The organism is Maridesulfovibrio sp. FT414 (assembly GCF_050916235.1).
Lineage (GTDB): Bacteria > Desulfobacterota > Desulfovibrionia > Desulfovibrionales > Desulfovibrionaceae > Maridesulfovibrio.
Map to the genome: position 1 here is coordinate 1,538,372 of NZ_CP104854.1, position 26,686 is coordinate 1,565,057.

General features: G+C 52.8%; 17 protein-coding genes. 13 read left to right on the forward strand and 4 right to left on the reverse strand.

Annotated elements, in window-relative coordinates:
- Positions 1-60: 60 nt before the first annotated feature.
- Entirely contained in the window at positions 61-1,131 is a 1,071-nt protein-coding gene (locus N7E73_RS06815; RefSeq protein WP_432738293.1) for an aspartate/glutamate racemase family protein, read from the reverse strand.
- Positions 1,132-1,262: 131 nt separating this feature from the next.
- Here N7E73_RS06815 and N7E73_RS06820 point away from each other — a divergent pair, with 131 nt between their 5' ends.
- The 7 genes from N7E73_RS06820 (at position 1,263) to N7E73_RS06850 (ending at position 9,172) form a co-directional block, all read left to right on the forward strand.
- A complete protein-coding gene (locus tag N7E73_RS06820) occupies positions 1,263-2,288 on the forward strand; it encodes a hypothetical protein (protein WP_432738294.1) in 1,026 nt (341 codons plus the stop codon).
- A gap of 161 nt (positions 2,289-2,449) precedes the next feature.
- Positions 2,450-3,448, forward strand: coding sequence for an ABC transporter ATP-binding protein (locus N7E73_RS06825; RefSeq protein WP_432738295.1), 999 nt, complete (start codon positions 2,450-2,452; stop codon positions 3,446-3,448).
- Between the two features lie 3 nt (positions 3,449-3,451).
- Positions 3,452-4,417: an ABC transporter ATP-binding protein gene (locus N7E73_RS06830; RefSeq protein WP_432738296.1), complete on the forward strand. Its 966-nt coding sequence runs from the start codon at positions 3,452-3,454 to the stop codon at positions 4,415-4,417.
- Positions 4,418-4,463: 46 nt separating this feature from the next.
- Positions 4,464-5,978 (forward strand): ABC transporter substrate-binding protein, encoded by a 1,515-nt coding sequence (locus N7E73_RS06835; RefSeq protein WP_432738297.1) that lies wholly within the window; start codon positions 4,464-4,466, stop codon positions 5,976-5,978.
- 46 nt (positions 5,979-6,024) lie between these two features.
- The gene (locus N7E73_RS06840) at positions 6,025-6,990 is read left to right on the forward strand and encodes an ABC transporter permease (RefSeq protein WP_432738298.1); all 966 of its coding nucleotides are present in this window, start codon (positions 6,025-6,027) and stop codon (positions 6,988-6,990) included.
- Positions 6,991-6,998: 8 nt separating this feature from the next.
- Positions 6,999-7,877: an ABC transporter permease gene (locus N7E73_RS06845; protein WP_432738299.1), complete on the forward strand. Its 879-nt coding sequence runs from the start codon at positions 6,999-7,001 to the stop codon at positions 7,875-7,877.
- A 158-nt stretch (positions 7,878-8,035) separates the two neighbouring features.
- Positions 8,036-9,172 (forward strand): M20 family metallopeptidase, encoded by a 1,137-nt coding sequence (locus N7E73_RS06850; protein ID WP_432738300.1) that lies wholly within the window; start codon positions 8,036-8,038, stop codon positions 9,170-9,172.
- 243 nt (positions 9,173-9,415) lie between these two features.
- On the opposite strand, the gene N7E73_RS06855 is transcribed toward N7E73_RS06850, so the two are convergent.
- Entirely contained in the window at positions 9,416-10,330 is a 915-nt protein-coding gene (locus N7E73_RS06855) for a GGDEF domain-containing response regulator (RefSeq protein ID WP_432738301.1), read from the reverse strand.
- Between the two features lie 4 nt (positions 10,331-10,334).
- A complete protein-coding gene (locus tag N7E73_RS06860; RefSeq protein ID WP_432738302.1) occupies positions 10,335-14,576 on the reverse strand; it encodes a response regulator in 4,242 nt (1,413 codons plus the stop codon).
- A gap of 147 nt (positions 14,577-14,723) precedes the next feature.
- Here N7E73_RS06860 and N7E73_RS06865 point away from each other — a divergent pair, with 147 nt between their 5' ends.
- The 6 genes from N7E73_RS06865 to N7E73_RS06890 all read left to right on the forward strand — a co-directional run bounded on the left by N7E73_RS06865 (position 14,724) and on the right by N7E73_RS06890 (position 25,141).
- On the forward strand, positions 14,724-17,111 hold the full coding sequence (locus tag N7E73_RS06865) for a CHAT domain-containing protein (protein WP_432738303.1): 2,388 nt from the start codon (positions 14,724-14,726) through the stop codon (positions 17,109-17,111).
- A 140-nt stretch (positions 17,112-17,251) separates the two neighbouring features.
- Positions 17,252-17,836 carry a DUF4384 domain-containing protein gene (locus N7E73_RS06870; protein WP_432738304.1) on the forward strand — a complete coding sequence of 195 codons (585 nt, stop codon included), beginning with the start codon at positions 17,252-17,254 and terminating at the stop codon, positions 17,834-17,836.
- Between the two features lie 2 nt (positions 17,837-17,838).
- A complete protein-coding gene (locus N7E73_RS06875) occupies positions 17,839-19,851 on the forward strand; it encodes a CHASE2 domain-containing protein (RefSeq protein WP_432738305.1) in 2,013 nt (670 codons plus the stop codon).
- Between the two features lie 584 nt (positions 19,852-20,435).
- Positions 20,436-22,055 (forward strand): sigma-54 interaction domain-containing protein, encoded by a 1,620-nt coding sequence (locus tag N7E73_RS06880; protein ID WP_432738306.1) that lies wholly within the window; start codon positions 20,436-20,438, stop codon positions 22,053-22,055.
- Positions 22,056-22,566: 511 nt separating this feature from the next.
- On the forward strand, positions 22,567-23,688 hold the full coding sequence (gene ald, locus N7E73_RS06885; protein WP_432738307.1) for an alanine dehydrogenase: 1,122 nt from the start codon (positions 22,567-22,569) through the stop codon (positions 23,686-23,688).
- Positions 23,689-23,746: 58 nt separating this feature from the next.
- Complete coding sequence (locus N7E73_RS06890) at positions 23,747-25,141, forward strand: alanine/glycine:cation symporter family protein (protein ID WP_432738309.1); 1,395 nt, start codon at positions 23,747-23,749, stop codon at positions 25,139-25,141.
- Positions 25,142-25,608: 467 nt separating this feature from the next.
- On the opposite strand, the gene N7E73_RS06895 is transcribed toward N7E73_RS06890, so the two are convergent.
- On the reverse strand, positions 25,609-26,655 hold the full coding sequence (locus N7E73_RS06895; RefSeq protein ID WP_432738310.1) for a tRNA dihydrouridine synthase: 1,047 nt from the start codon (positions 26,653-26,655) through the stop codon (positions 25,609-25,611).
- Positions 26,656-26,686: the final 31 nt, after the last annotated feature.

Genomic DNA, 26,686 nt, shown 5'->3' on the forward strand with positions numbered 1-26,686 from the left:
TGACCGTATTCATGCTGACATTACTCCAACTCGGAATACCGCATGAATAGTTACTGAATTCTATAATGCTGTACCGAAATGCCTTTCCAGAACCGGTCCCAGCTGTGCTTCCCAGTCCCCGCGCACATCCATGAAATTCTCCGTGAGCAATTTGATTCGGCCTACGGTTTCTTCATCAGTTCCGGCAGCGAACAGAGTCGGCAGATGCATGTAGCTACCCTCAACCGTACGGCCGCGCTGCCCGAGATAGACAATGGTCAGATCAATAATACGCGACTGGACATCCGCCAGTTCCGGCAGCGATCTCACGGCAAATGCGGCAGGAGGAAACCAGTCCGTGTGTCCGCCGGGGCAGACTTCCGGGGCGATATCCGAGGAACCGGCAACTCCTTTGGCATGAACAAGGGTCCGGGCAAGAACGGCCGAAGCGTCCACAATCACTACATCTTCCGGCAGCAGACCTTCGCGCTTGAACCGGGCGCAACTTTCCGCCGTCAGGGCAAGGGGCAGCTCGGTACAGCCAAGCACAACCTTTCGGCATCCATGACGTTCATATTCATCTCGGACGACTTCGCAGAGCAGAGTTTCGGACTGGGCTGTGATCTTGGCGGTCTTGATGCCGAACCCGGTATCGTAAATGGCGGCCATGACCTTGCGCTGGTTCTCCGGGGAGGCACCAAAAGCGGAAACCCCAAGATCTTTGAGTGCCTGCTGGTAAAGACCGGATTCCACAAGACTTGTAACACCGAGGACGAGAACCTTTCCGGCTTCACCGGCCATGCTCCTTGCCGTTTCATGGATCATATCCACAAAAAGCATCGGCAGATCGGCCATGACCTCACGAAACAGCTCATGGGCACTGTTGCAGGCCAGCCCGACAGCCCCGCATCCGAGATACTGCATGACCAGCGCGGTATGGGCGGCAGTGGCCCTCTTGCGCAGTTCCGGGCCGTCTCCCGGCAGCCAGATTCGTCCGACCTCTTCCGGTCTGTAGGCCAGGCGGGAATTTCCGTAGACCACGTATGAATTCTGCCCGGAGCCAGGTACAACCGCCATCTTTCGCACCAGATCAACCATGGCCTCGTTACCCAGGCCGCCGATGACACCAACTACATTCTCTCTATTGCCCATGATTCTCCCTGACTCCATTTCACAAATACATACGCTCGAAAACGCGGTGTAAAAAAATATTAACCTTTATTACTTTTTTTGTTAACACCGATACAATCTACTTCAAATCTTATCAACAACTGAATACACAAATGAGCATGAGAAAATATCCGGACACCCTGAACGACATTATTGCCAAAAGCGGACTGAACCTGAACAGCATCTGCAAGCTGTCCGGCGTTTCAAACACCTACCTGACCAAGCTTGGCCGGGGGCTCATCAACCATCCCGGCAAGGACAAGATCGCGTCCATCCTGCTGGCTCTGAACTATCGCATTGCCGACATCAATTCCGTGCTTGCCGAATACGATTACCAGCCCCTGAACAAGCACGACATTCCGGCTATACTTAACAACAACAGGAAACGTAAAATCGAAGGTCCGCTGATGCCGCACTATGACCGGCTGTATTTCGAACTGATGCTGGTGGTATTTGAGCAGATCGGCGGAACCAAGATCGTGGTCAAGGATGTGCCCAGCGGGGTGTACCAGCCGTACATGCTCTACATGATGAAGGAGTTCCAGCTTGAGCTGGACGGCGAGGCGGAACGCTTTCTGTACGAGCTTACGGGACAGGTCGTGCGCGAAAGACTGGCCCTGTTCAAGGAGAACTGCCGCAAGGGGCACAAAATAATAACCTACATGTGCCGCGAATGCCTCGATGAAACCATGGACCGCACCATCAATAAAATAGTCGGCAAAAAGGACATGGGCAGGCTGCAACTCTATGCCCGCTATTTTGCCAATGCGGTTTCCTGTGCCATCAAATTTCCAGATCAGCACCAGTTGCGGGTCACCGAACGCTGTTCCATGTTTGAATTCCTCATTCAGGATGCCGACGGCAGGAAACCTTCCCTCAACTTCACCGGCAGCAGCAAACATTCCTTCAACAACCCCTACGACCAGCACAACCTCGAAGGATTTTCCACCAGTGCCCCGGCCATGCTGAACCTGTTCAAGGTTGAAATAGACATGTGCGAAGCAGCCATCATTCCCGGAAGCTCCCCGCAGGAACTGCGCAGTTACGTTTCAGACAAATTCGGAAAATGGAAGGTCGGGCACTTCTTTGATGAAGCCATGGATGAACTGATGTCTACTCCCGGACTTAGACTCTTTTAGAAAAACAGCTTAAACTATTATAATGCATATTTTTTTACACTGACATTTGCTAGGTTTAATTTTTTTTTAAACCGTATGGACTATTTTTGTTTGACTAAGGCACAACTTTTTCACTAAATTGGCATTTCAGCACATATAACCCACATACAAGACCCTCCAAAATGGAACAAATTGACAAAAAAGAAATTTTAAGAATCCAAAACCTGCAGACCCATTTCTTTTCCTCCGACGGAACAGCAAAGGCTGTGGACGGAGCCACCTTCTCCCTTTCACAGGGCAAGGTGCTTGGGGTTGTAGGAGAGTCCGGCTGCGGAAAGAGCGTGACCGCCCAGTCGGTCATGAGACTTGTTCCGTGCCCTCCCGGTAAAATCGTCGGTGGAGAAATCCTTTTTGACGGAAAAGACCTTACCAGACTGAGCATGTCCGAGATGAGGCACATCCGCGGCAACCGGATCTCGATGATCTTTCAGGAGCCCATGACCTCGCTCAACCCGGTATTCACCATCGGGGACCAGATTTCCGAGATGTTCATCCTGCACCGCAAGATGAACAAGAAAGACGCGCTTGATGCTTCCATAGAAATGCTCGCCAAGGTCCAGATTCCAGCACCTGAAGCCAGGGTATCCGAATATCCGCACCAGCTTTCAGGCGGTATGCGCCAGCGGGTGATGATCGCCATGGCCCTTTCATGCGACCCGGAAGTGCTGATTGCCGACGAACCCACAACAGCCCTTGACGTTACTGTTCAGGCCCAGATTCTGGATCTGATTATGAAGCTTAAGGACGACTTCGGGACCGCGGTTGAAATGATCACCCACGATCTGGGTGTCATTGCCGAAACAGCGGATTCCATCGTGGTCATGTATGCGGGCAAGGTGGTGGAACAGGCCGACACGATCGAGCTGTTCGAAAACACCATGCACCCCTACACACGGGGCCTGCTCAACTCCACTCCCATTCTCGGACGCAGAACCGCAGGCAAATTTGAACGTCTCAATGAGATCAAAGGGATGGTTCCATCCCTGTACAATCTCCCCAAGGGCTGCAAGTTCCGCGAACGCTGCTCCCAGGCCATGCCCATCTGTGCCGAGAATGAGCCGGAACTCACCGAAATAAACGGCAGCCATGCGGTTAGATGCTGGCTGCACATCCCCCATTAGCTTATGAATGAATTTTTGCTGCAAGCTGAAGATCTGAAGGTCCATTTCCCCATCAAAAAAGGTATCCTTTCCCGCATTGCGGGATACGTCTATGCCGTGGACGGGGTAGACCTTGAACTGCGCAAGGGGGAGACCCTGGGTATTGTCGGAGAATCCGGCTGTGGAAAGTCCACTGCCGGTCTGGCCCTGATGAGGCTTATTGAGCCCACCGGCGGTATCGTCCGCTGGAAAGGGCGCGACATGGGCGAGATGTCCGCCGCGGAAATGCGCGCACTGCGCCGGGAGATGCAGCTCATCTTTCAGGACCCCTACTCCTCTCTCAACCCGCGCATGAACGTAAACCAGATCCTGTCCAACCCCATGGATGTGCACGGCATGTACACCGGCAGTGAAAGGGCCGACAGGCTGGCCTTCCTGCTCAAGACCGTCGGCATGAGCCCGGATCAGGGCATGCGCTACCCGCACGAATTTTCCGGGGGACAGAGACAGCGACTGGGCATAGCCCGCGCCCTGGCCCTGAACCCGTCGGTAATCATCGGGGACGAGCCGGTATCCGCGCTGGACGTGTCCATCCAGGCCCAGATCATCAACCTGCTCATGGACCTGAAGAAACAGTTTGACCTCTCACTGGTTGTAATCTCCCACGACCTTGCGGTGGTTGAATACATCTGCGACCGCATCGTGGTGATGTATCTCGGCAAAGTTGTGGAGACCGGATCATACGCGGACATATACAGCAACCCGAAACACCCCTACACCCAGGCCCTGCTCTCGGCAGTTCCCATCCCGGACCCGCGCCGGGCAAGACAACGCCAGATCCTGACCGGGGATGTACCCAGCCCGATAAACCCGCCTTCGGGATGCCGCTTTCATACGCGCTGCCCGAAGGCGATGGATATATGTTCACAGGAAACTCCCGGTGCCACTGACTTCGGTGGGGGGCACAGGGCCGCATGCCACTTGTATTAGAGCGGCATGAAATTAGCGTGTTAACCTATTTCTGGAGGATCAATCCATGAAACGTCTTGCTGTTGTCGCAAGCCTCGTCGCAATGCTGATGCTGCCCTCCCTTGCCATGGCCAAGGCCGACCTGACCATTGCAACGGACGCTCCGCCCAAATCCATGAACCCCCATGCTTACTCTTCCGATGCCAACTACTCCTACATGTCCAACTTTTTTGATGGACTGCTCCAGCGTCCCGGTGCCGACGGAAAGCTCGCACCCGCACTGGCGACAGAGTGGGAACGCATTGACGGACTGACCTGGAAGTTCAAACTGCGCAAGGGTGTTAAATTCCACAACGGCAATGCCTTCAATGCCGATGACGTGAAATTTACCTTCGAACGCATGAAGGACCCCAAGTACTCCCGTTTCCTGAACATGGGTAACGCCATCGCTTCTATCGAAACTCCCGACGAGTACACCGTAATCTTCAAAACCGTTAAACCCGTGCCCTGGTTTGCTGAAACCATGGCCCAGATGTTCATTGTGGACAAAGAGTCATCCATTGGACGTGAAGACGGCGACTACAACACCAAGCCCATCGGCACCGGTGCCTACGTATTTGATGAATGGGTGAAGGGTTCCTACATCCGCATGCATGCCAACCCCGACTACTGGGAAGGCGCACCCAAATACAAAACTGTTGAAATCCGTCCTATTGTTGAAGAAGCAACCCGCTTCGCAGCTCTGGCAGGAAAGCAGGTCGACCTCGTAAACGGTGTACCCATCACCCTTTATGACCGCATCAGCAAGATGCCCGCCATCGAGACCATTTCCCGTCCCGCACGCCGCTGCATCTTCCTGCAGGTTTCCAACAAGCCCGGTACTCCTTTCGCTGACCTGCGTGTACGTCAGGCACTGGCCCACGCCATAAACGAAGATGAAATCATCGCCAAGGTAATGCACGGACATGCCAAAAAGTCCGCCCAGATTCCTGACGCTCCGACCATCGGTTATGATGAATCCATTAAACGTTACGAATATGACCCTGCAAAAGCCAAGAAACTGCTTGCTGAAGCAGGTTACCCTGAAGGCTTTGAAATCACCCTCGCAGGCCCCAACGACCGTTACACCAACGATGCAAAGATCTGCGAAGCCATTGCAAAATACCTCGCCAAAGTGGGTCTGAAACCCAGCCTTGACGTGAAACCCAAGTCCATCTTCTTTGACGAGACTTCCGAATTCAAGCACCCCTTCTACCTGATCGGCTGGTTCGACGGTTCCTACGACTTCGGCCGTACCGCAGAAAAGAACCTGCACACATGGGATAAGGAAAAAGGCATGGGCGCCTACAACGGAGCAGTATACTCCAACCCCGAAATCGATAAGCTGATCATCGAATCCTCCTCCATCCTCGATCATGCAGAACGCGAAAAAGCACTGCAGAAGATCAACCGGATGGCAATGGAAGATGTTGCTTTCATCCCCCTGCACTACCAGCAGGACATGTACGCGGTTGTCAAAGACAAGGGGATAAAGTTCACTCCCCGTCCCGACCGCTGGATAGTGCTTAAAGAAATCCAGTAAAACCTAAAAAATCAGGGGCCGCTCAGGCGGCCCCGTTTCATACATCATGGCATCATATATTTTACGAAGATTGTTGCAGGGCGGAATGGTCCTTCTGGCCGTCTCCTTCATCTGCTTCTGCCTGTTCCGCTACACCGGAGACCCGGTACTCATGCTGGCCGGCAAATACGCCACCCAGCAGGAACGCGAAATGGTCAGGCAGGTATACGGACTGGATCAGCCTCCGCATGTCCAGTACGTCAAATTTCTCGGAGGCGTCCTCAAGGGCGATTTCGGCAAATCCTATATCAGTCAGGTGGATGCGCTGGACGCCATTCTTGAACGCTTTCCGGCCACATTCGAACTGGCCTTTGCAGCGATCCTCATCTCCTTCACCCTGGGTGTGGGCCTTGGCATCGTCGTTTCCATCTGGCCGCGAGGATTCATCAGCAGGACCATAATGTCCGGATCGCTTATGGGGATATCCATACCGACCTTCCTTATCGGTATCCTGCTGGTTATGTTCTTCTCGGTATATCTGGACATACTGCCCTCATTCGGGCGCGGTGACACCGTGACCATAGGATCGTGGCGTACCGGCCTGCTCACCTGGGACGGCATCAAACACATCATCCTCCCGGCCCTGACCCTCTCCGGCTACCAATTGGCGGTAATGCTGCGCCTGACCCGTGCCGGCATGCGCGAAGTAATGGGCGAGGAATACATCAAGACAGCATGGGCCAAGGGACTTTCTCCCTTCAAGGTCATCATGAAGCATGCCCTGCGCAACGTGCTGATCCCGGTAGTGACAATTGCCGGACTGTCCTTCGGGGAACTTATCGCCTTCTCCATCGTCACCGAGACAATCTTCCAGTGGCCGGGCATGGGCAACCTGCTCCTGACCTCCATATTCGAGACCGACCAGCCGATTATCGTTACATACATTATGCTGGCCTCATTTATCATCCTGTTCATCAATATAATGGTTGACCTGCTCTACGCATTCCTCAACCCCAAAATTCGCTACGATTAGGAAGGACAATGAACAGACCTTTGCTGAAAAAACGCCTGCGCAGCTTCAGAAACGATAAACCGGCCATGATCGGTGCGGCCATCCTGCTGATATTCATCCTCGCAGGAAGTCTGGCCCCGCTTCTTGCGCCCATGAACCCCTACGACCTGAGTACACTTGATCTGGGCAATATGCTTAAACAGCCGTTCTGGATGGACGGCGGTTCCATAAGCTTCCCCCTTGGCACGGATGATCAGGGCCGCGGCATTCTTTCAACCATCCTCTACGGCCTGCGCACCTCGCTCATCGTTGGCGGATCGGTTGTCGCCATTGCCGGGAGCATCGGCATCACCCTCGGAATGGTCGGGGCATACTACGGCGGAATCATCGACTCGTTCGTCATGCGCTGCGCGGACACAGTGTTCTCCTTCTCAACCACCCTGCTGGCCGTACTGCTGCTTGGCGTGTTTGAGACAAGAGGAATCGGGACAGTCATCTTCGCCATCTGCATCGCGGACTGGGTAAAATACGCCAGAACCATCCGCGGCAGCGTGCTTGAAATCAAGAACAACCCTTACGTCATGGCTGCCAAGGCTTCCGGGGCGCGGGATTTCCGCATTCTTTTTCAACATATCCTGCCCAACGCCCTGCCGCCTATCTTTGTAGTCATGGCAGTGGACCTTGCGGTTGTAATCATGCTGGAGGCTACACTTAGCTTCCTTGGTGTTGGTGTCCCCCTCACGGAACCTTCCCTTGGTATGATGATCTCTATCGGCAAGAACTACATCTACGCCGGAATGTGGTGGATGACCCTGTTCCCCGGTGCGGCACTGATTCTGCTGGTAGTAGGCATCAACCTGTTTGCCGACTGGCTCAGGGATGAAATGAACCCCAAGCTGGCCCGATAAAGCTGCCCCAAAGCCTCCGGCCCATGCCGGAGGCTTTAATCGTTTCGATCCAGTCCGGAGCAGACCCGGAAACAGCAAATTTCAATGCGGTCCCTCCTGCTGCACACAACCGGCAGAAGGAACCGAGGACTAAACAGAACATCCTAAACGGTGCAAAAATGACAAAACAAACGAATACCTACGACAGATTTCTGAAAGACTTCGAAACTCTGATCAATATCGACAGCGCCAGCGAAAACCTCGAAGGTGTGGCCAAGGTTGCAGAGTTCCTCAAAGAAAAATTAGACAACCTTGGGCTGAAAACCGAGATCACCCGCGAAGGCAAGAACGGAGTTCCCTGCCTCAGGGCCTGTACCGGGAGCAAAAACGGACGCTACGATTTCATGTTCATTGGGCACATGGATACGGTCTTCCCCACCGGGGAAGCGGCAAAAAGGCCGTTCAGCATAGCCAACGGACGGGCAATGGGTCCGGGAACCAATGATATGAAGGGAGGTCTGCTGGTAGCAACCTACGCCATTGAAAAGCTGAAAGAAGAAGGCGCCCTCGAGAACCTCGCCATCTGCGTGACCTTTAACGGAGACGAGGAAACCGGTTCGAAGAATTCCCGCCCCTGGATTGAAAAGAATGCAGCGAACTGCGACCGGGTTTTCGTGTTCGAGCCCTGCCGCCCCAACTACCGCCACGTGATGCACCGCAAAGGAGGCGGGGTGGTGAGAATCACGGCTCACGGCATTTCAGCCCATTCCGGCGCAAACCCGGAACGTGGTGCCAACGCCCTTGTGGAATTGGCAAGCCACATCCCGGTCATTCACAAGCTCAACGATCTTGATACCGCCATTACCGCGCAGTGCACGGTGATCAGAAGCGGTGAGAAACACAACATCATTCCGGACCGGGCCGAGCTTGTGGTGGACGTGCGGGTTGGAACAATGGATGAGATCAGGATCGTTGATGAATTTTTCAAAAAACTTCCGGAGACCAATTACATTCCTGACACTTCCATTACGATTAGCGGAGGAGTTGACCGCCCGCCCATGGAATTCAGCGACAAGACCATGGAACTATGGGAAGTGCTTCATACCGAGGCAGCCGCTTTGGGAATCGAATCCTCATGGATCTCTACCGGAGGCTGCTCTGACGGAAACTGGACCGCGGCCATGGGAATCCCCACCATCGACGGATTAGGTCCGGTCGGGGAAAACTCCCACCGTGAAGACGAATACATGGAGCTGGACAGCATCATCCCCATGATCACCATTATTGCCAACACCTGCCGCAAGGCTGTCGCATAAGCGCAGATCAGACATTCAAAGCCCGGTATCCGCAGAGGAACACCGGCCCCAGAAGCAAGACCGACCCCGTCCTTCAAAGGACGGGGTCTTTTCCTGCCTTGAAGATTTCAAGCGCGCAGGCTTTCGGCTGGCTGCGAAACCGATTTCGTTGCGCTCTGTGCTTCGAACAATCAAAGAAACCGAGCCATCCCGCTTATCAGGCTTCGCAGGACATCCCGGATTCAATCGAAGAGCGAGAATCCCCTACACGGTAAGGTCAGTCCAGAGAACCTGATTGCGCCCGCGCCTCTTGGCCTCATAAAGCATGGAATCGGCGGCAATGGCCAGATCCTGTGGTTTTGAGCCAGTAGAAGGGAAAAAGGTTACACCGCCAAGACTTGCGGTGAGCACCTGCCCTGCCGATGAGAACTCGTGAACAATGCCAAGATCGGCAATCATCACCCGGATTTTTTCGGCTATATACCGCCCACCGGAAGCATCGGTTTCCGGCAGCAGCAGAACAAACTCCTCACCCCCGTACCGGGCGGAAAGGTCTCCGGGCCTGCGAGCCTCCGACAGAAGAACATGGGCCACCTTCTTGAGTACGTCATCTCCGGCGGCATGCCCGTAATTGTCATTGTACTGCTTGAAGCAGTCCACATCCATCATCGCCAGTGAAAGGAGTTCCCCGGAACGCATGCAGCGCCGCCATTCCCTTTCAAGGGCAAGTTCAAAGCTCCTGCGGTTGGGCATCTCGGTCAATCCGTCAAGATTGGCAAGCCCCTCAAGCAGCTTCCGCTGCCGGGAAATGGTCAGGTGATTCTTTAGCCGGGCCTTGACTATCGGCGGATGGAAAGGTTTGCGGATGTAGTCCACAGCTCCGCGCTCCAGCCCCTTTGCCTCGTCCTGCATGGAATCGAGGGCGGTTATAATAATGACCGGTATATCCTTTGTCCGGTCATTATCCTTCAGCCTGCGCAGCACTTCGTAGCCGTCCATTTCCGGCATGACCACATCAAGCAGAATCAGGTCCGGCGGGGTCTCGGTATTTACCCTTTCCAGTGCCTGATTACCGTTCTTGGCAAGGATCACCTTATAATCCTGCCGCAGCAGATCGGAAAGGACATTGAGGTTAAGTCGCTCGTCATCCACAATCAGAATCTTCGGTCTGTCATCCATTTCGCTACCTTTCTGTCAGGTTCAACCCCAATTCCGAAGCAATAGCCTCCAGAACAGCGCAACCTTCGTCAAAATCGTAGTTGTCAATCATACGTGTAAGAGCATCCAGAGATTTCTCATACTTCGCAGGATTGAAGAACTTCCGCAACTCTTCAACCATCTCACAGGATTCCGCCGCGCCTTCCAGAAGCAGCGCATGCAGCCTGCGAATAAGGTTGAAACTGACTTCCTCGTCGTAAACATTGTTCAGGAATGCCGTATCTTCGACATAGTCTATCGCATGCAGTCCGCCGATAACGAGATCAAGTTCGGCCAGGAACGACTCTGAATCATGCCTGTAACTTTCCTGATCCCCTTCCCGCAGATCGCTTTCAAGCACTCTGCAAAGTTCATAAAGGCGTGTGGCCCCGATATTTCCGACCACCCCTTTCAGAGTGTGGAGCAGGACCGCCGCCTCTCCCATGTTATTGTCATTTACCAGCCCGGAAAGTCTGGCGGAAAAGTCACCATAGTCCTTCCTGAAACCGCGCAGAACGCGAAGATACCCTTTAAGGTATCCTCCGATATTTTTAAGACCCGTTTCGGAATCAAGCCCGGGCAGGTCCGGGAGTGACAGGATCAGATCCTGTTTCTGGGCAGCAAGCGGAACATAGGGAGTCCCGCTGCCCGAAAGAAAACGAATCAGAACAAGTTCAAGTTGTGCAGGATCTATCGGCTTGGTCAGGTGTTCATCCATTCCTGCCTCAAGACTCTTTTCCCTGTCCCCGGACATGGCATGGGCCGTCATGGCAACAATGGGAAGATCGTCATAACGCTCATCTGAACGGATCAGCCGGGTGGCAGTCAGCCCGTCCATTTCCGGCATCTGGATGTCCATGAACACCATATCATACATTTTTTCGCTCAGGGCCTCAAAAGCCTTGCGCCCGTTTACGGCAACTTCGACCTCAAGCCCGAAACCTTCAAGCATACGTTTGGCCACCAACTGGTTAATATCATTATCTTCCACCAGCAGGATCCGGGCGTTCTTATTGAACGGCAGGGAAGTTGCGCCTGAACTTCCAGCGACAGGAATTTCTTCTTCTGAGGCAAGGCAGAACTCATTGCGCAGAGACTGATAAAGTGTACGGCGGGTCACCGGCTTGGTGATAAAACCGTCAGCACCGTTCAGGGCCGCCTGTTTTCTGAAAGATTCATCCGCATCCACGGGCAGCATCAAGATAACCGGAGTATCTTCAATCCCCTGCGTTTCTCTTATAATAGATACCGCCTCAAGTCCGCCTATTCCGCCCATTTTCCAATCCATGTAGACAAGGCCGAAGGGGCTGCCCGTTATCGAAGCCTCCTTCAGCGCTTCTATTGCGCCCATTGCGGAGGACTTACGCACAACATCAAGGGCAAGGCTCTTCAGGGTTGAACCTATGAAAACCTGTGAAAGATGACTGTCATCAACAACAAGAACCTTTGTATCACGCAGACTTGCCGGAAGGCAAAAATCACAGGCCCCTTCAACAACGTCAAACCTGATTGAAAAGGAGAATGAGCTCCCTTTTCCCGGCTCACTCTCAACCTTGATCTCTCCCCCCATCTGAGTCACCAGACTGTTGGTGATCGCCAGCCCCAGTCCTGTTCCGCCGTACTTTCGGGTTATGGACGCATCAGCCTGCGTAAAAGAATTGAAGAGCGTCCCCAGTTCATCCTCGTTCAGCCCGATTCCGCTGTCCCTGACAACAAACTCGATGTCCGACTGCTTAGCGCATTCCCCACTGCAGGAGATAAGCAGGGCCACTTCACCCTCACTTGTGAACTTGACCGCGTTGTTTACCAGATTGGTCAGCACCTGCTCAATACGCAAGGGGTCTCCGCTGATCCTGTGCGGCACGCCCTGCTCTACGGACAGGACAAAATCAATTCCTTTCTGCTCAGCCTTCACGGCAACCATGTTGCTGATTTTTCCCAGCACCTCATCCAGTTCGAACTCAACTTCCTCAAGCACAAACTTTCCGGCCTCGATCTTGGAAAAATCAAGAATATCGTCAATTATCGCCAACAGGGACCCGGCAGAAGCCTGAATCTTATCCAGATACTCCTTTTGCATGGCATCCATCTCAGTTCCGCAAAGCAGATGTCCGAACCCTATGATGCTGTTCATGGGAGTCCTGATCTCATGACTCATATTTGCCAGGAACTCCGACTTTGTTCTGGTTGCGGCCTCTGCCGCTATCCTTGCGCGCTGCAGTTCCAGCTCAGCCAGCCTGCGGTCTGTCACGTCGCGAAAACTCCAGACCCTGCCCACAATATCACGACCTATGCGCTGCGGATTGGAGTGCCTTTCGATAATCCGGCCATCGGTAAGTACGAATTCGTCAACCTGCCCGGCAGATGAATCAAGGGAATAATCCCATATATTGTTGAGGCTTGACCTGCCTTCATCCACCTGCGCCGCAATAAATCCGAATATATCGGACACGATCCCGGAGTTCAGATCAAACTCGGAAAGATTCCACATGGATGCCAGCCTGCTGTTCCAGGCCACCACTCTTCCGTATCCGTCCACGGCAAGAATGCCGTCAGCAGAGGATTCAATGGTTGCAGTCAAAAGCGATACCGAGCGCTCAATCTCGCCTTGAGCCTTGCGCTGTTCAGTAATGTCACTGATCGTGCCCTGCAGGAAAATTTCACCCCGAACCTCAAGCTTCCTGACCCGCACCCGGGCAAGAAAATCGGCCCCGTCCAACCGTCGACAAAAAACCTCATAATCCAGCCCGCCGGTTTCAAGAACCGTGTTCATTCTCTTCTCAAACAGCGCCATGGAATTCTGCCCGTCAGGCTGGACAGGAGGCATAAATGCGTCAGGAGTGTTCGAAAGAAGCTCCTCTTCAGATCCGCAGCGGAGCATGGACACAGCCTCAGGGTTGGCACTAACGATCCGGCGTTTTATATTCATAACCAGAACGGCGTCACTGGCATAATCAAACAGGGTCCTGTACTTGACCTCCCGCTCGATGAGAGCTTCCTCACTTGCCTTACGCTCGGTAATGTCGCGCAGGACAACGTGAAAAATATTCTTCTCCCTATAGGCAATGGGAGTGACCAGAACCTCCACTGGAAATATCGAACCGTCCTTCCTGCAGGCAAGCAGTTCAAGTCGATCCCCCCATCTGTCCTTAATCCTGTCTACAATTAACGGCATCATCTGTTTTGAAGAAATGCCCTCAGACTGGAACTCAGGAGATAGATCCAAAGGAGAAAGTCCGAGCAGTTCCTCCTTGGAATCCATGCCGAACATTTTGTAGGCTGCTGCATTGCACTCGGTAACAGTCATGTTTTCCAGCAGAATGGTAGCATCAGCAGAATCCTCAAAAAGGCTTCGAAATCTCTTTTCACTCTCCATAAGTGCCGTTGTCTGCTGACGTCCCTGCTCCAGGAGCTCCAGCCGCTCAAGGGCCAGCCCCACATAGGACGAGATTATGACCAGAATATCCAGATCCTCACGGTCAAGAAGGCTCTTCAAACCGTAGGTATACACTGCAATAACCCCGACAGTTCCGCCTTTGGTCTTAAGCGGTGCACCGATCCAAGAGACGGCTTCACGCCCGGACTGATTTTCCCGGAAGGTGCTGTTATCCATTAGAATATCGGCACTGTCGGCATAAACAGGCTCACCCTTATTCAGAACATGCTCAGTAAGACCGGACTCAATGAGACGGGAAAGGCCGGGCGATCCGGACTCTGCGGAACAATAAGGATAGGAGAGCCGTCCGGATTCCTGACCGTAAAAGGCAACGTACATGTTACGGGCCGGCATAAGGCTGTTGATCTGGGCATGAACAGTGGAATAAAATTCATCGATACACGAAACCCCTGTGACCGCGAGGACAATCCGGTTCAGCACACCGTGAACCTTCTCCATCCTTCTGCGTCTGGAAACTTCGGCATTAAGGGAATCGTTCAGCCGGGAGAGCTTCCTGTTCCACACAAAAACCAGCAGAATTACAACGAACAGAACACCGGTAAGCTGCACAAACCCACTGTAACTTCTGTAGGATAACGTTCTGCCGAAATTTGGGGGAACACTTGTATCCGAAGGCGCACTGGGCAAACGGCTATCCGCGATAACATGCTTATTGCCATCAGCTCCGCCCCCCCTGACCATACCGGAAAAAGAATCGACGCAATGGAAGAGCAGCAGCATAACTACAGAAAATACTGTTATAAATTTCTTTCCGGCTGACAAAGCAAGCACGCCCCCTCCAACATAACACATCTATTTTAATCTGTTTTTTAACATCAGTCGCCCCATAGCTCAAGACTTCAAAACAAGTAGGGCCAAGCCATCATGTTTCTATTCGGCGCTGTTGTTAAAACTCCCCCACTGTGATCAAATGGAAATATGAGAATACAAATTTACGTCATCATAATCGCATCATTCCTGCTGCTTTCACCCGACAATTGCGCCGCCAGAAAACCGGACTGGGGGAACGCCATCAAGCAGGGCAACAACTGCATGCACAGCGACGACTATGACTGCGCCATAAGCAATTTCCAGAAAGCATTGAAGCGGATACCCCGCAACAGCAACAAACCTGCTGCGCAATGCTATTATGGACTTGGCAAGGCATATAAGGCGCAGGCGAAATACGATATTGCCATGGAAAACTTCCAGAAGGCTCTTGATCTGGCAGAAGGGGGCAACGACAAACAGCTGGCCGGACGTCTGCTTATGCACATGGCTGAAATCTGCGGGAAATGGGGTGATCATAAAAATGTGCTCAAACACCTGAAAAAGGCAGCTACCGCACTTGAAAACAGCTCCGACACCAAGACGCTGTCTGTCCTCAACGTCTCCACGGCCATAAGCTATCTGAAAACCAGCCAGTTTGATCTGGCTGAAGAACACATGCTCAAGGCAGTTGAATACGCACAACAGGGAACCTCCATAAAAATTCAGGCCACAAGCTGGAACAAGCTTGGCAATGTATACCTGCGCAACCGCAAACCAGAACAGGCTCTCGAGGCATTCAGCAAGGCTCTAGAAATAAATGAAAAGCTTGGCAACGAAAGCATTGTAGCTCAGGGGCTGAACGATATTGCCAAAATATACATTGAGGGGAAAGAGCTTCAAAAGGCCGAAACCCTGCTCAAGCGGGCACTGCAGATCAACCGGGAACTCGGACGCGACAAGAACATGGCCGACAACCTGCATCTGCTTGGCGTGGCCGCCTATGACCGCAACAACAACCGTGAAGCAATCGAATACCTGACTCAGGCAGTGGAAACAAAAAACAAACTGAGGGAAACAGCGCAAGGCAGAGCCAGACGAACTTATCTGGCAAGCCAGATAAACTCATACAACCGCCTCATAGATGCTTACTCAGCGGAAAAGGAAGCGTCCGGATTCTTCAGGACGTTCGAAATGAGCCGGGCCCGCCAACTGGCCGAAACAATCGGACGTGATGGTGTAGCAGAAGACACGGAGCTTTCAGGTTTTCAACAAATAATTCCTGCTGATACTGCCGTACTGATCTACAGTGTAACCGGCAAAAACAGGCTGCGGATGCTGGCGGTAACCGCCAAAAATGCAGGCGTTAAAAGACTCCGCTTTCAGGAATTCGCCGCAGCAGTGAACAAGGCTGCCCCAATAATGACCGCCGAACTTAAAACTGTTGCCGAGAACGAACGCGGCTTCAAGAGCAGTGTAAGGAAGAAGCTCAAGGAACTTCAGCCGATACGGGACATCAGCGAGGCCATTACCCGCTACCGCACCTTTCTATCCGATCCTGCGGATAACTACGAAAAGGATCGTCTTCACCTTTCCGGTGAGCTGTACAAGATGCTGATCGAAAGCGCGAACGACATCATCACCGGCAAAAAGAGGCTGATAATCATCCCGGATGGTCCGCTGGCACTCATACCGTTCGAAACCCTGCTTTCAGGGAAAGGGGCTTTTCTTATCCAGCAATATGCCGTCGGCTATGTGCAGTCCGCAGGGGTGTACCGCCTTCTTGCTTCACGTAAAAAAAATGACCGGGAACTTTCCATCGTTGCGCTGGGCGATGCCGAGTACGAGAAAGCATACCCCCGCCCGGACCTGCCAAAAGGGATCTGTGAGCAGGAGACTCTTGAAGAGGCCATTGATCAGGCCATTGGCAAAGACAGTTCACTGGCCTTTGCGTACTCCTGCCTTGAATACGACTCCTTCGGCAATCTTCCCGGAACAGGAGAGGAGATCCGCCGGATCGGTTCAATTTTCAAGAAAGCCGACCTGATTTCCGGAAGGGATGTGAATGAAAAGACCATCCGCGAAATGGCCCGCAGCGGGAAATTGAAGAAGGCCGGAGTACTCCACTTTGCTGTTCACGGCATAGCCCTGCCGACCTATCCGGAACTGTCCGCTCTGGTTCTGACCCGCAACGGGGACAACGGTGCTGAAGAGGGCTATCTGAACGCGGCAGAAATCAGGGACCTTGAAATCGGAGCACGCTTCGTCAACCTTTCCGCATGCGAAACAGGGCTGGGGGCACTGGTCAAAGGCGAAGGAGTTGTGGGCCTTACCCACGCCTTTCTGGCGGCAGGAGCCGGGGGCATGTCCGTATCCCTCTGGAACGTGGCCGACGACTCGGCAGTGGAATTCATGACCGATATGTACCGCAAGGCCGTTGCAGGGCAGAATTTCGACGAGGCCATGTCCCAGACCAAAAGGGACTTCATCAACGGACGGTTCGGCCAGCGGTTCAAAAAGCCTTACTATTGGGCCCCGTTCGTGTATTATGGGGAATAGGTTGGATGCGCTTCGCGCTTCAGATAATTTGATTTCGCCTCAGTCGGACAAAGGGGCCGCGATCTTTTTGAATCCCTATTAATTTTAGGCATTAGTTGCAATACTGCCGCAGGTTAATTCTATCAACCAAGGAAAAAGCTATGAAAACCAAACAATGGATCAGTCCGCTGTTGCTCTTTGCCTCTCTGCTACTTATGGCTGCTCCGCTCCTTGCCGGTTCAGGCCCCGCCCTGAAACTTAGCACAGACAAAAAGGAATATATTCAGGGAGAAGACCTGAACATCTCACTTGAAGCGGACAAGGACTGCAGGGTTGTACTCATTTACATCACCGCTTCAGGTGATACAGTGCGCATCCTGCCTTCCGGCACAGGTCCTGACGGCAGGATCATTGGTGGCAAACAATACCGTACCCCGGCGACCGGAGAAGACCGGGGCCTTTATATTTCAGAACCTTTCGGCAAGGAACATATTATTGCCTATGCCACGGACAAGGATCTTCCCCCAATAACCAGTGAGGAGGTCGGGAACGGCCTGTACCTGATTCCCGGAGGCGAAAAAGCCGTGGACAGACTCCTCCCTGACGCAGTCAAGGCCGTGTGGGAACTTGAAACATTCCCCAAGGACGAACGGGGACGCTTCCGCAACTCCCGGCCCGAAGACCCGATTCACATGACCGGTTCCGCAGGGCACTCCGAGGATAAAAATGGCGAAGGACTGAAATAAGCATGACAAGCTACGCACTTTCCGGCCTGCGTCTCAAGGCTTCGCTTGCCGCTCTTACGGTCTTCCTGCTGCTGATCGGTGCCATGCCACTGTTCCCGGACTTCTTCTCTCGGATGGAGTCGGCACTTTACGATCAACGGGTCAGAACGGCCGGTCCTGTTCCGGCCTCACCAGAGATAGTGCTGCTTGATATTGATGACGCCAGCATCAGGGAGCTGGGCAAATGGCCCTGGGACCGTTCAGTGCATGCAAGAGCCATAGAAACCCTGACCAGATGTGAAACCGGACTTATCGCGTACGACATTGTCTTTCACGGCCACGGCAGCAGCAAAGGAGATTCGGCGCTGCAGGAAGCCTTGAAGCGCAACCCACGGGTCCTTCTCCCGGCCGGATTCAGCCTGACTACAGAGCCGAAAGTTGTGGAACTTGATCTGGACGGGCTGCAAAATGCGGTTGAAAAATCCGTCCTGAAAACCTCGATCCCCGGCATCGGGGACATCCTTCAGGCGGACCGTGCCTTTCTGCCTCTGCAGGAACTGGCAGACAGGGCAGCAGCAATCGGTCACATCTCGGCCTCACCTGACAGTGACGGGGTTCTACGCCGGGTTCCGCTGGCAATCGGAGTGAACGGCAGACCTCTGCCTGCCATCGGTCTTGAAGCGGCAATGCGGATGCTGAATATTTCCGAGGTGAGATGGATTCCGGGGTCCTTCCAGCTTAAGGGGAAAAAACTATCCTTCAATATACCGGTAGATGCCGCTGGACATATGGCCATCAATTTCAGTGGAAAATGGGGCGAAGGATTCACCCACCTGTCATTTGCCGATGTCATTGCCGCATCCGGAGACCCAGAGGCTGAGGGAGATCTCCGGCTACTGGTGCAGGGAAAAACCATCATCGTCGGCCACACATCTTCCGGCAGCACGGACATAGGTCCTACCACGGTTTCAGGAGCCGAACCGCTTGTCACCGTCCATTCCAACGGCATCAACACAATCCTGCAGCAGACCTTCATCCGCCCAGCCCCGGTATGGGTTGACCTGATCATCGGTGCAGCCATGATCGGTACGATATGCCTGCTGGCCTTCAGGTTCGGCCCCCGAAGATTTGTGCTGGCCGCCGGAGCACTGATCTTCCTATACGCAGTGGCCAATATGTCTGTATTCATTATCGGAGGCGTCGTACTCAACCTCAGCGGGGTTATCTACAGCTCCATGTGCTGCTTTCTGGTAGCCCTCGGACTCAAGTCCCTGCTGTTGTTTGCAGAGAATGAAGCACGGCGCGTAGAACGGGAGAAACTTCAGATCCAGCTGGACGCCGCAGCCAAAATCCAGTCCCACTTCTGGCCGAGAATACCGGACCTCGGCAACGGAGACAGGATTTTTGCATACTCCAGCCCGGCCCTTTTCGTTGGAGGAGACCTTTACGACATCATCCCACTTGAAGACGGGTCATGGATCATCTATCTGGCCGATGTTTCCGGCAAAGGACTTCCAGCAGCGCTGGTCATGGCCTCCGCATGGACGCAGATACGCTCCAGCGCGGCCCGCAACAGCGAGCCGGACAAACTTCTGGAAGCGGTCAACCGTAACCTCTACCCCTTCCTTGAACGCAACAGCAACTTCGTGACCATCCTCCTGCTGCGCTATTTTCCTGATTCAGGACGCATGCAGTGGGTCAACGGCGGGCACATGAAGCCTCTGATACTTGGACCGGAAGGAGTCCGCGAAGTAACCGGAATTACCAACATGCCCGTAGGAATTTTCGATGAAGCAGAATACCACATGGAAGAAACCACCCTGGAACCTGGCGAATCATGCATCATGATGAGCGACGGAGTCACCGAAGCTGAAGACATCGATAAACAGCTCTTCGGAGAAGAACGGGTCACAACTGCCCTTCTTGAATCACCCCCCGAAACCAGAGGGGAAGTTCTCGCTGAAGCTGTCCGCAAATGGCGTAACGGAAAAGAACAGAACGATGATACCACGATTGTTGAAGTTATGCGCAGATAAGCATCTTAAATGGTTTGTTATCACCACCCAGATACAAAAAGCCAGCAGGCCGGGACACCCCGTTCCGGCCTTTTCTTACCCGCTAATATGGAAACAAAAATGACCATCGGTAAAAAATGATTCCATTTTTCTTATTCTGTCATTTAAAGCATTTATCAAAATGCGGTAACAAAAGCTTCCACATCAACCTTCACATTTCAGAAATCAGTGGTTATCTTTTATCTCAGAACATGACCAAAAAGAGCACCAATTAACGACAACATACTGATTTTACAGTCTTTTCACAGGCAGACACAAACCGAATTCACATTTAGAGAACATATCTACTTTTGGTACGAAAATTGAATTATATATCAGCGAGTTACCCTTTTACACTCACTTAACTCCATCCAACCTCCGTTCATACCACGCGGACGTGATGCATTCAGACCGAAGCATACATATACACTTCTTACTGCAGACACACACAACGTTTCAAAAGAACGCACAAATAAACATAAAGATTGCAAAAGACTCGTCAACATCAGCGCAACGATTATAAACCGACTTAAAAACAGATCAACCTGCATACGGGGACAGGTAGTATGGGCGACATAAACAAATACAAGCTTCTGTTCAAAGACCGGATAGGGATCGTCTTCGACATAACTCAACTGATGCTAAAACACCGGCTGAACATACTCTGTATGGAAGTTGAGCAAAAGGACGGCTATGCCCACATTTCAGTTGAAATCAACGGTAACGAGAACCTCAGCACGGAAGAAATGCTGACTCTGTTTTCAACCCTCCCCGGCATTGAAAGCCAGACGACCCTCAAAAGACTGCCACAGGAAAAACGGGAAAAATGGTTCCGAACTCTCTTTGACGGCATGAGCGAAGGAATCGTTTCCATAAACTCAAAAGGAATCATAAATACTGCAAACAGCGTCGCCTGCAGAATCCTGAACACTCAATACGAAAATCTTGTCAACACTTATGTAGGTGAAATAACGCCAAAAAACAATCTTTTATTGGAGTGCATGCAGAAACGGATACCGGTAAGCAGAAGAAAGTCGGCACTTACCAGCACAGGCAGGGTGGACTTCTACGGCTCGGCCAAACCCATCCATGATTCTCAGGGAGAGTTTGTCGGAGCAGTCCTGCTCATGAAAGACCTCAAGGAAGTGAAGGCCATGGTCGATGCGGTCATGACCCCCATCGACATAAACTTTGATGACTTCATAGGTGAAAGCAAGGCCATCAGAAACCTCATCACCTTTGCCAAAAGAATCGCCGAACTGGATACCATTGTATCCATCACCGGAGAAAGCGGTACCGGGAAGGAGCTGTTTGCCAGAGCCATCCACTACGAAAGCCGCAGGACCGGGGCATTCATCCCCATCAACTGTGCGGCTCTTCCCGAACAGCTTATCGAAAGCGAACTATTCGGCTACATCGACGGAGCCTTTACCGGAGCCAAAAAGAAGGGCAAGCCCGGCCTCTTTGAGGCAGCCCAGAACGGGACCATATTTCTGGACGAAATAGGTGACATGCCACCCGGTCCGCAGGCCAAGATACTAAGGGTTCTGCAGGAAGGTTTCGTCCGCAGGATAGGCGGGGTGGAGGAAATTCCGGTGAACGCCCGGGTCATAACCGCCACCAACAAGAACCTCGGTGACATGGTTGTTGCCGGAGACTTCAGAGAAGACCTTTTCTACCGCATCAACGTCCTGACCATCCAGATCCCACCTCTAAGAGAAAGACTCAGCGATATTCCCCTCATGGCAGGCATGTTCCTGAACCAGTTCAACCGCAAGCTCCAAAAGCCGGAACAGACCATCAGCCCTAGCGCTCTGAAAAAGCTTTCTTCATACAGCTGGCCGGGCAATGTCAGGGAACTTCAGAACGTGATTGAACGGGCTTCGATCATCAGCGATTCCAGTGAAATTACGGCCGAGGCCATACATCTTGATCCCAAACCACTCTGCTGCAGCAAGCAGTGCCAGACAAAACCGATACAAGGGCCCGAGGCCTCGCTGAAGATTCTGGTGGACAGTTACGAGATGAAAATCCTGCTTGATGCACTGAATTCAACATCAAGCATACGCAAGGCAGCAAAAAAACTGGAAATATCACACACCGCCCTGCTCAAGAAAATCGAAAAACACCAGCTTCGCTGCGAGAACAGGACCACCCCCTGGGAATCCCCAGCCATCCTGAACTGATCTACCTCTCTCCACAGCCGCCATAAACAGGCACTTCGTAGCAGGAGTTGGAAAACAGCTCCTGCAATGCAGTGCTTTTGTTGCTTCACTGCAGAGTACATGCAAAACCGCAGTGGTATCTTCTATTACCATATAAATATCCATAACTCTCGACATCAGTCTGGGAGGTAAACATTGGTCTGTTATCGGACCACCTAAAAAAACCAGCGATTTGAACGGTTATAACCGTCCGCCAGAATCTGGCGGTAACAATCCGCACCAAAGATAAAACCTGCCCTCCGTGGACAACCCCCTACTAAATCGTGATTCACTAATTCCAGATCAGGAACCCAAAACATAACTATCTTTTTTTATTCACTATTATCACAAATTGGTGCCGTCAACCACTTTCCCCTGCCATTTGGCACGCGGCTTGCCTTATAGAGGGCAGCCAAAAGCTCAGCGTTTATTAGAAAGGTCCGGTGTGATTGCGGACCTGTTAAAATTGAACTTTTAAACAGGAGAGTTGGAAATGAAAGTTGGTATCTTGAAAGAAATCAAATCCGAGGAAAACAGAGTTGCCATGACCCCCGCCGGAGTCGAAGTCATGAGGGCCAACGGCCACGAGGTCATGGTTGAAAAATCCGCCGGCGTTGGAAGCAATTTTACTGATGAGCAGTACATCGCTGCAGGTGCAAAGATCATCGACACCCCTGCCGAAATCTACGCAGCATGTGAAATGGTCATGCACGTCAAAGAACCCCAGCCCTCTGAATATGACCTCGTACGCGAAGGCCAGATCGTATTTACCTATTTCCACTTTGCTCCTGATGAACCCCTGACCCGCGCTTTCATCAAGAACAAGTCCGTAGCCATTGCCTACGAAACCGTTGAAGGTCCCTCCGGCGACCTGCCCCTGCTGACCCCCATGTCTGAAGTAGCCGGCCGCATGTCCATGCAGGAAGGTGCAAAATACCTCGAACGCTACTACGGCGGACGCGGCCTGCTCATGGGCGGTGTTACCGGTGTCGCTCCTGCCAACGTTGTCATCATCGGCGGCGGCGTGGTTGGGACCAACGCAGCACAGATGGCCTGCGGACTCGGTGCTAAAGTTCATCTGCTGGACATGAACCTCCCAAGACTCCGTTACCTCTCCGAAGTAATGCCCAAGAACTGTTTCCCCATGATGAGCAGCCCCGCACTTCTGCGCGAACTCGTACTTGATGCAGACGTAGTTATCGGTGCAGTTCTCGTAGCCGGCGCCAAAGCCCCCAAACTCGTTACCCGCGACATGCTGAAATCCATGAAGAAGGGCGCAGTCATCGTAGACGTTGCCATTGACCAGGGCGGCTGCTTCGAAACCTCCAAGCCCACCACACACGGTGATCCTGTCTACGAAATCGACGGCGTAATCCATTACTGTGTTGCCAACATGCCCGGTGCTGTTCCCGTAACCTCCACCATGGCTCTGACCAACGCAACCCTTCCCTATGCAGTCCAGATCGCTAACAAAGGCTGGGAAAAGGCTGCACAGGACAACAATGCAATCAAAACCGGTCTCAACATCGTTCACGGCCAGGTCACCTACAAAGGCGTAGCCGATGCTTTCGACCTCGAATACGTCCCCGTGGATAGCGTACTGTATCCCAACTAAAAGACTAGGATCAATCCGCGCTCAAAAGGAGTAAGTATCAAAAAACCAAGGGGATAATATGGAATTCATGACTTTGCTGGACGGAATTGTTGGAAAAGTGGGCGCCTTTGCATGGGGCCCACCCATGCTGGTACTGCTGGTAGGAACCGGAATCTGGCTGACCTTCGCACTGCGGGGGCTGCAATTCAGAAAACTGTGGTACGCCCTTTACCTTGCACTTATCAAACGCAAGGAAGAAACCGACGAACCTGGTGACATCACCCACTTCCAGGCCCTGATGACTGCCCTTTCCGCAACTGTTGGAACCGGTAACATCGCAGGGGTGGCAACCGCCATCGCAGTTGGAGGCCCGGGAGCACTGTTCTGGATGTGGATAACCGGCCTTGTAGGCATGGCCACAAAATACGCAGAAGCCGTACTTGCCGTTAAATATCGCGAAGTGGATGAAAATGGCGAAATGAGCGGCGGACCCATGTACTACATATCCAAAGGGCTCAAAATGCCCTGGCTCGGAACGGCCTTTGCCATCTGTGCATCCGTTGCGGCCTTTGGTATCGGCAACATGGTCCAATCCAATTCCGTAGCAGATGCAATTGAAGCAACATACAGCATCTCCCCGTTTGTTACCGGAATAATCCTGATGGTCTGCACCGCAGCGGTTATTCTGGGCGGCATCAAGAAAATCGGTCAGGTAACCGGATTCTTTGTACCGGTCATGATCCTCTTCTACATGGGCGGCGCTTCCTACATCATCCTCGGCAAGATAGCAGAAGTTCCTGCAGCCCTCACACTGATCATTGAACAGGCCTTCAGCCCCACCGCCGCAGTCGGCGGGTTCGCCGGCTCCACCATCATGCTCGCAATCAGAATGGGGGTAGCCAGAGGCGTATTCTCCAACGAATCCGGACTGGGCAGCGCTCCTATCGCAGCAGCGGCAGCCCAGACCAAGAGCCCCGTAACCCAGGCGCTGGTCTCCATGACCCAGACCTTCATCGACACTCTGATCGTCTGTACCATGACCGGCCTCGTCCTGATCCTCACCGGAGTATGGTCCAACGGTGCAACCGGAGCCGAACTTACCACACTCGGCTTTGCAGCAGGATTCTCCGGCGGCGAACACGTAGTAACCATCGGGCTTGTCCTCTTTGCCTACTCCACCATACTCGGCTGGAGCTACTACGGTGAAAAGTCAATTGAGTACCTGCTCGGCGTCAAGGCCGTGCTTCCTTACCGCATAGCCTTCATCTGCTTCGTCGGCATCGGAGCCGTAGCCAAACTCAGTCTGGTCTGGAACATATCCGACACCCTCAACGGGCTGATGGCTATCCCCAACCTCATAGGTCTGCTCCTGCTGACACCGGTAGTAGTCGCGGAAACCCGCAAATACTTCGCGACAATTCCGGGCAAAGCAGGAAACCTTGAGCCTTCAATGGCCTCTGAAACACAGAAGTAATCCTTCCAAGGATTAAGCCCCCGAAAAGGCATTCTTCCGGACTACCGGATACACCGGAAGAGTGCCTTGCGGGGAACAACTCCCACAAGATAAATGTCCTGTCCGCCCCTCACCGGACAGGACACTTCAGAGCAAAGGGAACGGAGGTGGCAGCAACACATTAAACCGATAACAGCCCGGCGGCACTACGCGATGGACATAGCCGGGCACAAGCGGCCGAATTCCGGCAGCATACAAAAGCAACGCTTGAAGAAAATACAGAGTATAGGATTCTTGCCCGGGCATGTACGTCCGGGATCATGGCTAAGGCGTGTATAAAGCCCGGACTCCCTGTAGGAGCCCGGGCTTTCACTATCTCCTGCTAGAGAAACGGGACGTTCCCCTCAAAAACCGAGGCGAGCACAGACGAAAAATGGTCCGACTCCACGCGAATGGTAAAATTCAGATCAAGCCGGGACTTTCACAGCTTAAAAATTGTACAGACTCATATTGGGAGACTGACTCAAGGGCATATCCGGCCTGATATGTTCCCTAGCCAGTCGGCGGACATCATCCATGGTCTTTGCCGTGGAAAAGATGGCCTGCAGGCTGTGCCCGAATCGGAAATTGGCTGCAAAAAAAACCATGAACAGCTTAAATCGTTTGATTGCGCGAACAGGATCGAATTCCTGCTCAAGGGCTGCGGCCATGCGCAGGACATAGTCCTGAAAAATCATGTCATCGGGCGTATAGTTGCCGGTCCACTCAGCAAAGAGCCATGGTCTGGCCATAGCCATTCGACCGATGGAAATGCCATCGCAACCTGTAGTATCCAGCATATCTTGACAATGCTGCGGAGTTGTAACATCACCATTTCCAAAGACTGGAATGGATACCGCTTCCTTGATAAAGCGGATATGCCCGGTAATGGGTGGACGGGTACGCTTATCCGGGGCCACTCGCGGGTGGAAGACAAGGCAATCGGCTCCTGCAGATTCAAATGCCTTTGCCAGAGCCACTGCCGGGGCAATATCCCTGGACCAGCCGGTGCGGAATTTGACAAACACGGGAATGGACACTGCCTTCCTTACAGCCTCTACCACAGCAACAGCTTTATCCGGTGTCTTGAGCAGTGCAGCGCCCGCCTCGCGTTTGATCATTCCGCGAGCCGAGCAGCCCATGTTGATATCCACGCCAAAAAAGCCTTCGCGCTCCACGCGCTTTGCAGCAACAACCAGCTCCTCAGGGGTGCCCCCCATCAACTGGCAGACCAGACTGGGGAGTTCCCACTCCTGCCACCGAAACACCGAAGATATTCTGGGATTTTCTGTCGGCACGGCCTTTGCGCTGCACATTTCCGTAAAAACAAGGCCGCAGGAACCATAATGGGCCAGAACCTGACGAAAGGCGCTGTGGCTCAATCCGGCCATTGGAGCCAGCCACAGGCGATTGGACACGGTTTTTCCGCCCACGACAATGGGAGTATTAAGCTGAGCCGCCAGCTTGGGGAAATGATAAGGAATGGACATATTCATAAGGACTGCAAGACTGTTTTATGGGTGCCAT

Excerpts from the sequence above, each read along its gene's own strand:
- N7E73_RS06865 (WP_432738303.1), top strand. The coding sequence starts at position 14,724 with ATGAGAATACAAATTTACGTCATCATAATCGCATCATTCCTGCTGCTT.
- N7E73_RS06825 (WP_432738295.1), top strand. The coding sequence starts at position 2,450 with ATGGAACAAATTGACAAAAAAGAAATTTTAAGAATCCAAAACCTGCAG.
- N7E73_RS06875 (WP_432738305.1), top strand. The coding sequence starts at position 17,839 with ATGACAAGCTACGCACTTTCCGGCCTGCGTCTCAAGGCTTCGCTTGCC.
- N7E73_RS06835 (WP_432738297.1), top strand. The coding sequence starts at position 4,464 with ATGAAACGTCTTGCTGTTGTCGCAAGCCTCGTCGCAATGCTGATGCTG.
- N7E73_RS06820 (WP_432738294.1), top strand. The coding sequence starts at position 1,263 with ATGAGCATGAGAAAATATCCGGACACCCTGAACGACATTATTGCCAAA.
- N7E73_RS06840 (WP_432738298.1), top strand. The coding sequence starts at position 6,025 with ATGGCATCATATATTTTACGAAGATTGTTGCAGGGCGGAATGGTCCTT.
- N7E73_RS06815 (WP_432738293.1), bottom strand. The coding sequence starts at position 1,131 with ATGGGCAATAGAGAGAATGTAGTTGGTGTCATCGGCGGCCTGGGTAAC.
- N7E73_RS06850 (WP_432738300.1), top strand. The coding sequence starts at position 8,036 with ATGACAAAACAAACGAATACCTACGACAGATTTCTGAAAGACTTCGAA.
- ald (WP_432738307.1), top strand. The coding sequence starts at position 22,567 with ATGAAAGTTGGTATCTTGAAAGAAATCAAATCCGAGGAAAACAGAGTT.
- N7E73_RS06890 (WP_432738309.1), top strand. The coding sequence starts at position 23,747 with ATGGAATTCATGACTTTGCTGGACGGAATTGTTGGAAAAGTGGGCGCC.
- N7E73_RS06895 (WP_432738310.1), bottom strand. The coding sequence starts at position 26,655 with ATGAATATGTCCATTCCTTATCATTTCCCCAAGCTGGCGGCTCAGCTT.
- N7E73_RS06845 (WP_432738299.1), top strand. The coding sequence starts at position 6,999 with ATGAACAGACCTTTGCTGAAAAAACGCCTGCGCAGCTTCAGAAACGAT.
- N7E73_RS06880 (WP_432738306.1), top strand. The coding sequence starts at position 20,436 with ATGGGCGACATAAACAAATACAAGCTTCTGTTCAAAGACCGGATAGGG.
- N7E73_RS06870 (WP_432738304.1), top strand. The coding sequence starts at position 17,252 with ATGAAAACCAAACAATGGATCAGTCCGCTGTTGCTCTTTGCCTCTCTG.
- N7E73_RS06855 (WP_432738301.1), bottom strand. The coding sequence starts at position 10,330 with ATGGATGACAGACCGAAGATTCTGATTGTGGATGACGAGCGACTTAAC.
- N7E73_RS06830 (WP_432738296.1), top strand. The coding sequence starts at position 3,452 with ATGAATGAATTTTTGCTGCAAGCTGAAGATCTGAAGGTCCATTTCCCC.